This window comes from Neobacillus niacini (assembly GCF_000759675.1).
Lineage (GTDB): Bacteria > Bacillota > Bacilli > Bacillales > Cytobacillaceae > Neobacillus > Neobacillus niacini_A.
The window spans coordinates 65,856-80,011 of sequence record NZ_BAWM01000037.1 but is presented as its reverse complement, the minus strand read 5'-3'; the positions used below and the strand labels follow the sequence as shown (position 1 = coordinate 80,011).

11 protein-coding genes and 1 pseudogene are annotated in these 14,156 nt (G+C 37.4%); 10 read left to right on the top strand and 2 right to left on the bottom strand.

Annotation, left to right across the window (positions count from 1 at the left end):
- Positions 1-12 precede the first annotated feature (12 nt).
- The 4 genes and pseudogenes from TR08_RS16165 to TR08_RS16150 form a co-directional block, all read left to right on the top strand.
- Positions 13-231 (top strand): annotated as a pseudogene (locus TR08_RS16165) (enoyl-CoA hydratase-related protein); the annotation flags it as partial.
- A 218-nt stretch (positions 232-449) separates the two neighbouring features.
- A complete protein-coding gene (locus TR08_RS16160; RefSeq protein WP_045519839.1) occupies positions 450-1,181 on the top strand; it encodes an AzlC family ABC transporter permease in 732 nt (243 codons plus the stop codon).
- Positions 1,171-1,479, top strand: a complete 309-nt coding sequence (locus tag TR08_RS16155) for an AzlD domain-containing protein (protein ID WP_045519836.1) — start codon at positions 1,171-1,173, stop codon at positions 1,477-1,479. The genes TR08_RS16160 and TR08_RS16155 overlap by 11 nt, the downstream gene beginning before the upstream one ends.
- A 92-nt stretch (positions 1,480-1,571) precedes the next feature.
- Positions 1,572-2,840 (top strand): M48 family metallopeptidase, encoded by a 1,269-nt coding sequence (locus tag TR08_RS16150; RefSeq protein WP_045519835.1) that lies wholly within the window; start codon positions 1,572-1,574, stop codon positions 2,838-2,840.
- Positions 2,841-2,897: 57 nt separating this feature from the next.
- On the opposite strand, the gene TR08_RS16145 is transcribed toward TR08_RS16150, so the two are convergent.
- Complete coding sequence (locus tag TR08_RS16145) at positions 2,898-3,131, bottom strand: IDEAL domain-containing protein (protein WP_045519833.1); 234 nt, start codon at positions 3,129-3,131, stop codon at positions 2,898-2,900.
- A 187-nt stretch (positions 3,132-3,318) separates the two neighbouring features.
- On the opposite strand from TR08_RS16145, the gene TR08_RS16140 reads away from it, so the two are divergent.
- The gene (locus tag TR08_RS16140; protein ID WP_238579154.1) at positions 3,319-3,891 is read left to right on the top strand and encodes a competence protein ComK; all 573 of its coding nucleotides are present in this window, start codon (positions 3,319-3,321) and stop codon (positions 3,889-3,891) included.
- Positions 3,892-3,895: 4 nt separating this feature from the next.
- Here TR08_RS16140 and TR08_RS16135 read toward each other — a convergent pair whose 3' ends face one another.
- Complete coding sequence (locus TR08_RS16135; protein ID WP_045519831.1) at positions 3,896-4,261, bottom strand: hypothetical protein; 366 nt, start codon at positions 4,259-4,261, stop codon at positions 3,896-3,898.
- Between the two features lie 231 nt (positions 4,262-4,492).
- Here TR08_RS16135 and TR08_RS16130 point away from each other — a divergent pair, with 231 nt between their 5' ends.
- The 5 genes from TR08_RS16130 (at position 4,493) to addA (ending at position 14,147) form a co-directional block, all read left to right on the top strand.
- Positions 4,493-5,446 (top strand): LCP family protein, encoded by a 954-nt coding sequence (locus TR08_RS16130; RefSeq protein WP_045519827.1) that lies wholly within the window; start codon positions 4,493-4,495, stop codon positions 5,444-5,446.
- A gap of 35 nt (positions 5,447-5,481) precedes the next feature.
- Positions 5,482-6,135: a TVP38/TMEM64 family protein gene (locus tag TR08_RS16125; RefSeq protein WP_045519824.1), complete on the top strand. Its 654-nt coding sequence runs from the start codon at positions 5,482-5,484 to the stop codon at positions 6,133-6,135.
- A gap of 2 nt (positions 6,136-6,137) precedes the next feature.
- Positions 6,138-6,692: a signal peptidase I gene (gene lepB / locus TR08_RS16120; protein ID WP_045519822.1), complete on the top strand. Its 555-nt coding sequence runs from the start codon at positions 6,138-6,140 to the stop codon at positions 6,690-6,692.
- A 173-nt stretch (positions 6,693-6,865) separates the two neighbouring features.
- Positions 6,866-10,360 carry a helicase-exonuclease AddAB subunit AddB gene (gene addB / locus TR08_RS16115; protein ID WP_045519819.1) on the top strand — a complete coding sequence of 1,165 codons (3,495 nt, stop codon included), beginning with the start codon at positions 6,866-6,868 and terminating at the stop codon, positions 10,358-10,360.
- Positions 10,353-14,147, top strand: coding sequence for a helicase-exonuclease AddAB subunit AddA (gene addA, locus TR08_RS16110; protein ID WP_045519817.1), 3,795 nt, complete (start codon positions 10,353-10,355; stop codon positions 14,145-14,147). The genes addB and addA overlap by 8 nt, the downstream gene beginning before the upstream one ends.
- Positions 14,148-14,156 lie beyond the last annotated feature (9 nt).

The following is a 14,156-nucleotide window of genomic DNA, read 5'->3' as shown; positions in this document are numbered from 1 at the left end:
GCCTGCCTTGTTTTGAAAAGAGAGGGGAGAAAACCTGCCCAAATACTTGCAAATGGTCCAATCGCGTTGCAACAGGCAAAATTCGCTATAAAAAACGGCATGTATGTGGACTTGAACACGGGGCTTCAGATAGAAAGGAAGGCATATGAAGTAACTCTGCCAACTCAAGATAGAATAGAAGCGCTTCAAGCATTCGCAGAAAAAAGGAAACCAATTTTTAAAGGAAAATAACATGGCTGGTGCGCCATGTTTTTTTATTTCCTTTTTTCCGAAAATTTGTTAAAATTTATTTTTAATTGTAGAGAGAAATATGTCTAGCTTCAGGCGCTATCGGCTCGAGGTCGTAAGACAATCCGTCAAGAAGGTTAAAGAACAACCTTCTTGCCGGCTCGTCTTACGCTTGTCGCCGATAGGTAGGCGCCTTACGCTTTTCAATGAGGGGGATAATGTTGGCAGATTTTGCAATAGGAAGAGAAAGTTCTGAGTTTAAAAAGGGCTTACAGGCAGGGATAACCATTGGTATTGGATATTTTCCGATTGCACTGACTTTTGGGCTTCTCGCAAAAACATCAGGACTGTCAATTTATGAATCAGTGCTTATGAGTATGATTGTCTTTGCAGGGGCGTCCCAATATATTTCTTTAAGCTTAATTGCCTATGGAACAGGGATATTTGAAATTGTTTTAACGACCTTCATTGTAAATATTCGTCATTTTCTAATGTCGACGGCCTTGAATGAAAAGTGCGAAGATGACCATCTTGGGAATAAAATGCTATATTCTTTTGGAATTACCGATGAGACATTTTCTGTCGTGGCGACCAAAGAAGGGACAGCGACGACTGGTTTTATGTTTGGAGTAAATTTATTGGCCTATTCCAGTTGGGTTATTTTTACTGGGATTGGTCATTTGATAGGGGCAAGTCTGCCACAAACATTACAAGAAAGTATGGGTGTTGCCCTTTATGCAATGTTTATTGGTCTCTTAGTTCCATCTTTGAAAAAAAGTGTTAAAGTATTATTTCTAGCTGCCCTTGCTGCGATATTTAATTCGATTTTTACACTTGGCGGCATTATGGCACAAGGATGGGCTATTGTGACCTCAACCATTTTGTCAGCGGTTGTGATTGAGTTGATTGAAGTGATAAAAGCAAAGCATTGGGGTGTAAAGCATGAAAAGTGAAATTTTATGGATGATTATTGGAATGGGTTTAGTTACCTATATACCAAGGATGCTGCCGTTTGTTTTGTTTAAAGGTATGGAGCTTCCCCCATTTATCCAGGGGGTACTTAAAAACGTTCCATACGCAACACTTGGCGCATTAATATTCCCAGCTATCATTTTCATTCAAAAAGATGATATTTGGTATGGAATAGCAGGTGCTGTAGCGGCATTTGCTGCTGCTTTCTTAGGGGCAAACGTAATCGTTGTTGTTCTAGGGTCAATCACTGTCCTAGCTGTATATTCATTTTTTCTATAAGTCGGTGTAATCCGGCTTTTTTTAGTTCTAAATATTATCTTTTTAATTAAACTATGTATAGAGAGGTTGTACAAAAAGGGGGACAACATTACATGGTTAGAAAAATGGGAGTCTATGCAGTTTTGGCCTATGTGATATATGGATTGTTTTTTTATTGGTATTTATTTTACTTTGCAGATCCAAGTCTGCCCTTTGAATATCAAGGAACGAAAGCGGATCCTGCAACTTTTTTAAATGGCAGGGAATTAATGCTAAGTGAAGAGTATTCAAAAATAAGAAATTTGTTATTTTTCCTATCTACACCGTTTGAATGGCTTTTCTATTTTCTGATTTTATTATTTGGATTTTCTAAGGCATTCAAAACATGGGCAGAGAGTTCATCTAAGTATAAATTGCTTCAAACGGCTATTTACCTTATATGGCTTTCATTATTTGCTTTTCTGGCTACATTGCCTCTAAGCTATATCAGTTACACCTTGTCTAAAACCTATAACATTTCAACACAAACCTTCGCCTCTTGGATGAAGGAGGAGTTAATAGATTTTTGGATTAATTATGGGACTTTACTGATTATTGTTCCGGTCCTTTATTGGCTTATGAAAAAAAGTGTTAAACGCTGGTGGCTCTATGCTTGGTTATTGTCTATACCTTTTACTCTGTTTATGATGTTTTTACAGCCAGTTATCATCGACCCGTTATATAATGATTTTTATCCTTTGAAAAATAAAGAATTGGAAACAAAGATATTAGCATTAGCGGATAAGGCACAAATTCCCGCCGAACATGTTTTTGAAGTGAATATGTCCAACGAGACAAATTCCTTAAATGCTTATGTTTCAGGGATTGGCTCGAATGCCCGAATCGTTCTCTGGGATACAACTTTAAATAAATTATCAGACGATCAAATATTAGTCATCATGGCGCATGAAATTTGTCATTATGTTGAAAATCATATTTATATTGGAATTGCGGTCTACTTACTGATATCACTATTTGGTTTGTATTTTGTGTATCGAATTATGAATTGGGCTATTAAACGCTATGGGAAAGAACTAAAGATTCCGGAAGTAAAGGACATACGATCCCTGCCTTTATTTTTTATGATTATTTCAATGCTCATGTTTGCAGCCAGCCCTTTCACCAATCTCATCTCCCGTTATGAGGAAACAAGGGCCGATAGATATGCAATTAATATGACTCAGAATACAGAGGCAGCCATTACAGCTTTTCAAGAATTAACCCGCTCAGGATTAAGTCAGGTTAATCCGCCGCTATTAGTGAAAATATTCCGATACACACATCCGACGATGTTAGAACGTATTTCCATGCTGGAAGAATATGAAGTGAAACAAAGAAAATAATAAAAATGGGAAAGGAGAATTTATTCTCCTTTCCCATTTTTATCTTAAATACTGTCCCTACGATCCGAATCGTTTGTTAATTTCAACTAATTGTTTCGATAAGAGGTAAAAGTTGTTTTTATCTCGATGGTCAATTGCAAAGTCAATTTTTTTCAGCAGTTTTTCTCTTTCAACATTTAATTGAATCTCAAATAAAAGCATATCAATGTATAAATCCTGGACAAAATTCTCTTTCCGTTGACGTTTCATGGCACCAATTTTCATCAATTCCGTGTATGATTTCTCATTCATCAAAATCACCTCTGATGCTTTTTAATATTATATGGATTTTTTTTGATAATATCAATAAATATTTATAATTTTCAGATTTATTTTCCTGTAATAACTTTGTGACTAAATTCGCAACAATTCAGAAAAATAAATCAACCATAAAGTAATCATGATATGATGGATAAAATTGCTAATGGAGTTGAAAATATTGAAGCTAAAGCAAATTGAAGAATATGAGGTAAATCCATTTACGATGTTCGTTAAACCCATCGTGTATGGCAGTAAAATTTATTCGGAGATTTTTGAAGTAGAAGATGAATTTTTATCCCCCTTTAAACCACTCGATATAATAAGAAGTAGTTGTGAATATTATGGAAGTGATTATGAAGGTCGTAGGAATGGTACAAAACTGCTTGTTGGTTATGCACATAAGATTCCTATTGCAATTGATCCCACAAACCGCATTTTTTTCTTCCCTACCACATCACCAAACCGTCAAGAGTGTATTTGGATTTCCCATGAACATGTAAAAAAGCCGGTCCGAATTAATCCTCAAGAAACGTTAATCCTTTTTAATAATAATCAGTCTTTTAGTTTCCCTGTTTCATGCAGCTCGATTATTTCTCAACTGGAGAGAACAGCTTATTTAAGGACGAAGTTAATGCAAAGAATTGAACACAATGAAAGAAAATCATTTTATTTATTACAACGACCAAAGACCTTGGAGGCATCAGAGGATTCTTATGAATATGGCAAACAGAAGATTAAGGATAAACATTAACATCTTAACGGGACAGGTGCTGTTTTAGAAAATAAAACTCCATTAATTCTTGAACTTTATTGCGTATTCTTGGATTAAAGTAATTATGAGCTTCTTCATACCCTTTATATAAGAACATATACATGGTAAAGGCATCGTCCCGTTTTGTTTCGATTACTTGGAGATTATTCTTCTTCATATATTGTTTAACTTCTGTTAATTCCTTTTGGATGCTCTTCATCGTTTCTTCAATTAGTTCTAAATAGGGTTTTTTTAATTTAAAAGGACTTTTTTCCACAACTGTTAAATCACGATTTAAGACAATTAATACCATTGGCAAGTAGATGGCTTTTTCCATTATATTACGATCCTCCTCTGGAATCCTAGTCATCCCATCATCGGCTCCTTTCTTAATTTCGTTTACAGAACACCTGTTCTTATTTTATCATACAAAAGTCTGATGGAAAACGCAATGCTTAAAAGCTTGCGGTTTTTTTATTTGCAAAATTTGGTGCTTGTGTGAGAAAGTTTTTGATAGAAGGATATTATCTCGGGGAAAATGAATTATATATAGACACAATAAATTGGTCGTTAAAAATATGACAAAGATGGGTGAGTCAGTATGAGATATGAAAAGCATAAAAGAAGGAAGAAAAGAACATCGACAACGATATTATTAGCCGTGTTGCTGCTAGTTGGAGCAACAGCCGGTTATTCGTATTATCAGTATAAACAAGGAGTAAATCAATCCTTAGAGAAAATTAATAATGAAAATGAGGAAAATAATGTTAACGAAGAAGTTTACACTTTTGATGGTAAAAAGGATCAATATGGTGCAACCAATATACTTTTATTAGGGAGTGACGCCAGAGAGGGTGAGGAAAAATCTCGGGCCGATACAATAATGATTGCGCATTATAATGAAGACAAAGGGACTTATAAGCTGACTTCTATCATGAGAGATATTTATGTAAATATCCCTGGACATGGTAAGCATAAAATCAATTCTGCCTTTATGCGTGGCGGTCCTGAACTTATGAGGAAAACAATCAAAGAAAATTTTGACATTGATTTACAGTATTATGCGATTGTTGACTTTGAGGGATTTGTGCAATTAATTGATGAAGCCTTTCCAAATGGCGTAGAAATCAATGTCGAGAAGAGAATGGAAGATTATATTGACATTCCACTTGAACCAGGACTGCAACGATTAGATGGGGAGCATATGCTTAGCTTTGTACGATTTCGACATGATGCTATAGGTGATTTTGGTCGGGTTCAACGTCAGCAGCAGGCAATTCAGGCGATAAGTGATCAGCTTTCAGGCATTCAAACCATCCCAAAACTCCCTAAATTAATGGGTGTGGTCACACCATATATCAACACAAACATGGATACCGGAGATATATTATTTATGGCGAAAGATTTCTTTGCAAAAGATAGAGGAAATATTGAGACCTTTAGAATTCCGATAGAGAATGGATATAAAGACGCAAGCATAAAAGGGGAAGGTGACGTTTTAGATTTAGATCTAAAGATGAATAGAGAGGCCTTTCACCAATTTATCACTCAATAAGCTAAGGAAACAGCAAAATTTTAAGGAGCAATATTATGGACTTTGAAGCATTAAAGGCATGGTTCACAATTGAAAATATTATGGACTTAATTCAAGAATACCGATCCTTTGGACCGTTACCTGGTATCGTGCTGCCCTTGATTGAAGCATTTTTGCCGTTTCTGCCATTGTTTTTATTTGTAATGGCTAATGCGAGCGCTTTTGGGCTATGGTTAGGGTTTTTATATTCTTGGTTGGGGTCATGCTTAGGAGCCTTACTACTTTTTTTTCTGATTAGGAGGTATGGACAAAAAAAGGTATTTTCTTTTCTCTCAAAACACCCAAAGGTCCGAAAGTTAATGGATTGGGTAGATCGTCATGGTTTTGGACCGCTCTTTTTACTTCTTTGTTTCCCGTTTACACCATCTGTTGTTGTAAATGTTGTAGCGGCTCTTTCGAAAATCAGTATTTATCAATACATGCTTGCTGTAGCAATTGGCAAAATGGTGATGATTTTTACCATTAGTTTTGTTGGTTATGATCTTCAATCATTGATTACTCGGCCATACCGTACTGGCATTGTTTTTCTAGTTATTTTTATTCTTTGGTATGTTGGAAAAAGAATTGAAGTAAGATTGAATAAGAGCATGGAAAATGACCATAATGAGGAGATATATAGAGGTAAAGAGTTGAAGAAAAGGAGGAGTTAAAAGTGAATATTGAATGGAAAAAAGAGGGGATTGAATGGATTAAAGCTTTTGCAATTGGAATCATCATTTTTGCTTTTATACGAACATTTTTCTTTTCTAATTATGTTGTTGAGGGAGAATCAATGATGCCTACTCTCCAGGATGGAAACAAATTAGTAGTCAATAAGCTAGGCTACCAAATTAGTGACCTGAGTCGTTTTGATGTCATTGTTTTCCATGCAAATGAGAAAGAGGATTTCGTCAAACGTGTGATCGGACTTCCAGGAGATAAAATTGAATTTAAAGACGATCAATTATATATTAACGAACAAAAGTACAAGGAACCTTTTTTAACTGTTTATAAGCAAGAGATACCTGGAATGAAACTTACAGGTGATTTTAGTTTGAAAGAGATCACAGGTGAAAGTACTGTCCCAGAAGGAAAGTTATTTGTTCTAGGGGATAATCGCTTAGGCAGTTGGGATAGCAGGCATTTTGGATTCATCTCTGTCAGCCAGGTTGTTGGAAAAGTCGACCTTCGATACTGGCCGCTAAACGAAATGGATGTTCAATTTTAATTAGATAGGATTTAAAACCTGAGAGTACGATGATGATATCGTCTCTTTTTTTGTTTAAAAATTACCATTAATGGTTTTAATCTGTATGAAGTGTTCCAAACGTTTGTGCTCTTTTTGTGATAAAATGAGTGTATTAAGTTTGTAGAAGGGTAATCGGAAAGCGAGGAAGAAACATGTCTTTAAGAATGGTATCCGGAAGGTCGGGAAGCGGTAAAACTCAAATGTGTATGAACGAAATACAAGACCGACTGCTGGAAAATCCAGAGGGATCCCCGATTATTTATATAGTTCCAGAGCAGATGACGTTTTCAACAGAATATCGTTTGGCGACCAATCCAAAACTTGGTGGTATGATTCGTGCACAAGTGTACAGTTTTTCACGATTAGCTTGGAGAATTTTGCAGGAGACTGGCGGCATAAGCCGGTATCATCTAAGCAGTGTTGGAATAAGTATGCTCATTCGAAAAATTATTGAAGATAAAAAAGACCAATTAAAATTGTTTCAACGTGCTGCTGATAAAAATGGCTTTGTTCAGCAAGTAGAACAGATGATTACTGAATTCAAGCGCTATTGCATTACACCTGAAGAGCTATCTCAAGAGGCTGAAAAGGCCAATGAATATGGTGAAACAGCTTCTAGAGCCTTGAAGGATAAACTGAATGATTTAGAGATTATCTATAGACAATTTGAAGATGAAGTCTTTGGAAAATATATCGATTCCGAGGACTATTTTCGTTTGCTTTCAGAAAAGGTTTCTGAATCAACCTACTTAAAAGATGCCGAGATCTATATAGATGGTTTTTATAGCTTTACACCACAGGAATACTTAGTCATGAAAGAAATAATGAAGCATTGTCAGAGAGTAACCGTTACAATGACGACTGATCAAACATCCTTTGATACGCCGCCAGATGAATTGGATTTATTTAGATTATCTAGTGAGGCTTGCTGCTCTATTTACGATTTGGCAAAAGTTGAAGGCATCGAAATGGAGCCTCCGATCTTTCTTTCTCAACAGCAGAAATGGAATGATTTATCGTTACGTCATTTAGAGGGTAATTTTGATACAAGACCAGCAGACCCTTATTATGGACAAACAGACATTCATATTGGTCAAGCTGTTAATCGTAGAGCTGAGATAGAGGGGATAGCGCGCGAAATTCTTCAGTTGGTTCGGACAAAGAATTACCGTTATAAAGATCTAGCCTTATTGATAAGAAACGGCAGTGACTATCATGAAATTGTAGAGCCGGTTTTCTCTGATTATCAAATTCCCTATTTTATCGACCAAAAGAGAACGATGCTGAATCACCCATTGATTGAATTAATCCGGTCAACCATGGAAGTGATTCATTCATTTTGGCGATATGAGCCTGTTTTTAGGGTAATTAAAACAGAATTGATATACCCACTTCAGGAAAATCCAGATAGAATGCGGGAAAACATGGATAGGCTAGAAAACTATGTCCTTGCATATGGAATTAAAGGGAGTAAATGGACAAGAAAAGATCGATGGACTTACCGTCGCTTTAAGGGTCTAGAAATGGAAGCAAATGTTCAAACAGATGCTGAAAAAGAAATAGAACAGCAATTGAATGAATTAAAGCTTATGGTAACAGCCCCGATACTCCGCTTGTCAAGAAGGCTTAAAAAGGCAGATACAGGTCGGAAGTTTTGTGAAGCAATCTATTTATATTTAGAAGAATTAGATATTCCTTCAAAACTAGAAAATTGGAAAATGGAAGCTGAACAAAAAGGCAATCTTGTAAAAATGCGTGAGCATGATCAGGTGTGGAATGCCTGTATAGATCTGTTAGATCAATATGTGGAACTATTAGGGGATGAATCTATTTCCTTAAAGTCTTTCTCCGCTATTTTAGAAGCAGGATTTGAATCACTCTATTTTTCACTCATTCCCCCAGCACTAGATCAAGTAATAATCGGAGATTTAGAAAAGTCTAGATTAACAGACATAAAAGCGGCCTTTGTTGTTGGTGTTAATGAGGGAATACTACCAGCTAAAATTGCCGATGAAGGGATATTATCTGGTGAAGAACGTGAAATGCTGATAGCTAAAAATTTGACTGTGGCACCCAGTAGCAGAACACGTCTATTGGACGAGAATTTTATTGCCTATAAAGCACTAACCACACCTTCAGAGGCTCTCTATGTCAGCTACCCGCTTGCAAATGATGAAGGAAAGGCATTAATTCCTTCCTCGTATATTAAGAGATTGAAAGATATGTATCCAAAATTAGAAGAGCATTTTTATGGTACAGATCCTGCTGAGTTAACAGAAGAGGAGCAGTTGAATTTTGTTACCAATCATAAAACAACTCTGTCTTATTTAACCTCTCAGCTTCAGTTGAAAAAACGGAATTATCCTATATCCGAATTGTGGTGGGATGTATATAACTTTTATATAAAAGGGGAGTGGAAGGGGCGTGCAGAGAAAGTATTCTCCAGTCTCTTTTACACCAACCAAACGGTACAGCTTTCAAAGGGAACAGCGGATGAATTGTATGGTGATACGATACAGGCTAGCGTTTCACGAATGGAGTTATATAATGGCTGTGCCTTTTCTCATTTTGCACAGCATGGGCTAAAGCTTCGTGAACGGCAAGTTTTTCGTTTGGAAGCTCCTGACATAGGAGAACTATTTCATGCAGCTTTAAAGCATATCTCTGATTTTGTAAATGAGCAAAACCTTAGCTGGGCATCTCTTACAAAGAAGCAATGTGAAGAACTGGCTAGGGAGGCAGTGAATGCTTTAGCTCCTAAGCTCCAAAATGAAATTCTCTTAAGCTCAGAACGCCATCATTATATCAAACGAAAATTAGAACAAATTATTACCAGGGCCTCTCAAGTGTTAAGTGAACATGCAAAAGTAAGTGGCTTCTCACCAATTGGATTAGAATTGAGCTTTGGACGTAATGGCAAGCTCCCGCCATTAACGTTTTCACTAAAAAATGGAAAACGAATGGAATTAGCTGGCCGCATCGATAGGGTCGATCAAGCAAAGGGTGAAAATGATCATACTTACTTGCGTGTCATTGATTATAAATCGAGTGAAAAGGATGTAAATCTTAACGAGGTATACTATGGACTTGCCCTGCAAATGTTAACATACTTAGATATCGTCATTACACATTCAGACGAACTGGTAGAAATGAAAGCAAGCCCTGCAGGAGTCCTGTATTTTCATGTCCATAACCCGTTAATAAGCTCTGCCAAATTGCTGACGGTTGATGAAATAGAAAAGGAAATCATGAAAAAATTCAAGATGAACGGTTTAATGGTGGGTGACCAAGAGGTCCTCAAGCTGATGGACCAAACGCTTGAATCAGGTGATTCACAAATTATTTCGGCGGGTATTAAAAAAGATGGCAATCTTACGAAGAAATCAAAAGTAGCGAGCCTAAATGAATTTGACGAGCTAAGGAATTATGTTCGAAAGCTCTATCAGACTACAGGAGAGGCTATAGTCGATGGTCAAGTTGCTATTGCCCCTTTTAAACTGAAAGATAAAACGCCTTGTACATTTTGTTCCTACAAATCCGTTTGTCAATTTGATGAGTCAATTGAAAATCATTACCGAATTCTAACACCGCAGTCCAAGGAAACAATCTTTGGGTTAATTAGAAAGGAGGGTGGCGTAAATGAGTAGTTTTGTAATTCCACCTAAACCTGTCGGGGCAAGTTGGACTGAAGATCAATGGAAAGCCATTATGGAAAAAAATAAAGATATCCTTGTTGCAGCAGCAGCGGGCTCTGGTAAAACGGCTGTCTTGGTAGAACGAATAATCCAAAAGATACTTTCGGAAGAAGACCCTATTGATGTCGATGAGTTATTAGTCGTAACATTTACCAACGCATCTGCCGCCGAAATGCGTCATCGAATCGGTGAGGCATTGGAAAAAGCGATAAATAAGGACCCAGGATCCAGACATTTACGCAAACAACTAAGCTTACTAAATAAAGCATCGATTTCAACCCTGCACTCCTTTTGTATGGAGGTTATCCGTAAATACTATTACCTCATTGATGTCGATCCTGGTTTTAGAATCGCTGATGAAACAGAGGCACAATTAATTAGAGATGAAGTAATGGACGAGTTGTTTGAAGAGGAGTATGGGAAAAAGGATAATGAGCGATTTTTTCGGTTAGTAGATTCCTTTACCAGCGACCGGAGTGATAGTGCCTTAATGGATATCATCAGGGATATTTATGATTTTGCACGGTCGAATCCTTTGCCAAGTCATTATTTACAGTCAATGATTGATATGTATGATGTTTCGGCTATAACAAATCTAGAAGAACTGTCTTTCATTCAAGCATTGCTATTTGATATTGAACTTCAATTAGAAGGTGCTAAGGAAATGATACAGCATGGATTAGAAGTGACAAAGCTTCCAGCTGGTCCGGGACCAAGGGCAGAAAATTTTCTAGATGATTTAAATGTGATTGATACTCTTATACAGGCAAATCGTGACTCGTGGTCAGCTCTTTATAATGCAATGCAGACCTGGTCTTTTACAAGAGCAAAACAGGTAAAAGGGGACCATTTCGATAAAGAGTTGACTGAAAAAGCTCAAAAGCTTCGTGATAAGGCTAAAAAGAAAATTCAAGATATCAAAGAAGAGCTTTTTCTAAGAAAGCCTGAAGGTTTCTTACATGATATGGAAGAAATGCGCCCACTTATTGAAACTCTTGTCCATTTAGTCACTGTTTTTTCTGAGCGGTTTGAGAAAGCAAAAAGAGAAAAAGGGCTGGTTGATTATGCAGATTTGGAGCATTATTGTTTAGAAATATTAACAGGGGAAATTAATTCTGACGGAGAATTTCTTCCATCGGAAGCTGCATTAGCCTACCGCTACCATTTTAATGAGGTATTTGTTGATGAGTATCAGGATGTAAATATGGTTCAGGAAACCATTTTAAAGCTAGTTGCAAAAGAAGATGAGATAAATGGTAATCTGTTCATGGTAGGTGACGTGAAGCAATCAATTTATCGTTTTCGATTAGCAGAGCCAAATCTATTTTTAGGGAAATATAACCGTTTTAGGCAGGATGGTAAAGGTACAGGATTACGAATTGATCTTGCACGTAATTTTAGAAGCCGGAAAGAGGTGCTTGAAGGGACAAACTATTTATTTAAACAGATCATGGGTGTCAGGGTTGGAGAAATTGAGTATGATGAAGCTGCTGAACTAAGGCCGGGTGCACCATATCCTGAAGATGAACCATTTCCAATAGAGCTATTGCTGATAAATCAAAAAAATGATGGTAAAGAATTGCCATCAGAGGCTGCTGAATCAGAAGCTGAGACCGTAACTTCCGAATTTGATGAGGTGGATTTAGAAAAATCGCAGCTTGAAGCTAGAGTTATGGCAACAAAGATTAAACAATTAATTGCGAAGGAAACCAAAGTTTATAATCCGAAAACAGGAACTTACCGTCCGATTATGTATCGAGATACGGTTATCCTGCTTCGTTCCATGACCTGGGCACCACAAATAATGGAGGAATTTAAACAACAAGGAATTCCAATTTATGCGAACCTTTCCTCTGGATATTTTGAAGCAACTGAAGTAGCGATTATGATGTCGTTGTTAAGGGTGATTGACAACCCATTCCAAGATATCCCATTGGCCTCTGTCTTACGATCGCCCATCGTGGGGCTAAACGAAGAGGAGTTGGCACAAATACGTCTGCACAATAAGGGGACTTTTTGGGAATCTTTTAAGAGATTCTGCCGCAGCAGCCCGACAGAAAAAACAGAACTTTTATATGAAAAGGTCCGCCGTTTTTATGACTATTTGGAACAATGGCGGTCCATGGCGCGCCAGGGGTCACTTTCGGAATTAATCTGGCAGCTTTATCGGGATACACAGCTTTATGACTTTGTAGGTGGTTTGCCAGGTGGCAAGCAGCGCCAAGCAAACTTACGCGCTTTGTATGATCGTGCTAGGCAATATGAGCAAACCTCGTTTCGAGGGTTATTCCGCTTTCTACGTTTTGTTGAGAGAATGATTGAAAGAGGAGACGACTTAGGAGCAGCTAGAGCGCTTGGCGAGCAGGAAGATGTTGTTCGAATTATGACCATTCATAGCAGTAAAGGACTTGAGTTTCCAGTCGTTTTTATTGCGGGATTGTCGCGCAACTTTAATATGTCTGATATCCGGAAGCCCTATATGCTCGATAAAGAGTACGGCTTTGCAGCAAAATATGTAAATGTGGAAAAACGTATTTCCTATCCCTCTTTACCGCAAATTGCTTTTAAGCGTAGAAAGAAAATGGAAATGCTTGCAGAAGAAATGCGGGTTCTTTATGTGGCGTTGACACGGGCGAAGGAAAAGCTTTATTTGATAGGAACTTTGAAGGATGCAGATAAAAAAATAGAACAGTGGAGTGATGTATCTACTAATACAAACTGGCTGCTCAAGGATTATGAAAGAGCAGCGGCAGGCTGTTATATGGATTGGGTTGGACCAGCGCTGATTCGGCACCAGGACAGTACAGGTTTAAGAGAAATGGAGATTCATAATCCTCTTGTTCCAGACGAGATTACCTATCACTCTTCTGCATGGAAAATTATCCGAATGAGTGCTGATGAAATTAAAAATCAGGAATTAATGAATAGCATGGAAGAGGACTCCTTTTTAGAAAAGGTAGAGAAAAAGGAAATTATCCCCGCAGCCTCACCTTTTAAAGAGGAAATACACTCTCGCTTAACATGGGAGTATTCCTTTGCCAATGCCTCGACCCATCGCTCAAAGCAATCTGTATCAGAAATGAAGCGGCAGCGGGAAATCTCCGATGAACATAGTGGCACTGAATTGTTAAGTAGATTTAAAAAAGCCATTACGAAGCGCCCTAAGTTTATGCAGGAAAAGTCGTTAAGCCCTGCTGAAAGAGGGACTGCTCTGCATATGGTCATGCAGCATGTTGATATGACAAGACCTGTTACTCATGAGTCTGTTGAGACACAAGTAGAGTGGATGGTTAACAATGAACTGTTAACTGTCGAGCAGGCGGAAGTCATTGATACACAACTAATTGGGAAATTTTTCGAATCAGATTTAGGTAAGAGGATAATAAATGCAAAGGTAGTACATCGTGAAATTCCCTTCACCCTGTCATTGCCTTCGTCAGAAGTTTACCCGACATGGAAGGATGAAGATGAATCTGTTTTTGTCCAGGGGATTATCGACTGTGTTTTTGAAGATGAAAATGGACTCGTCCTTATTGACTTTAAATCGGATGGGATAACGGATCGTTACAAAGGCGGTTTTGTTCAAGCAAGACCTATTCTTGAAGAGCGATACCGACTACAAATCAATTTATATACAAAGGCATTGGAGCAAATTTGGAAGAGAAAAATTAATGAAAGATATTTATTCTTCTTTGATGGAGCTCATATTTTAAAGCTTGAAAAAGAAAATGAATCATAAAAAAATAAG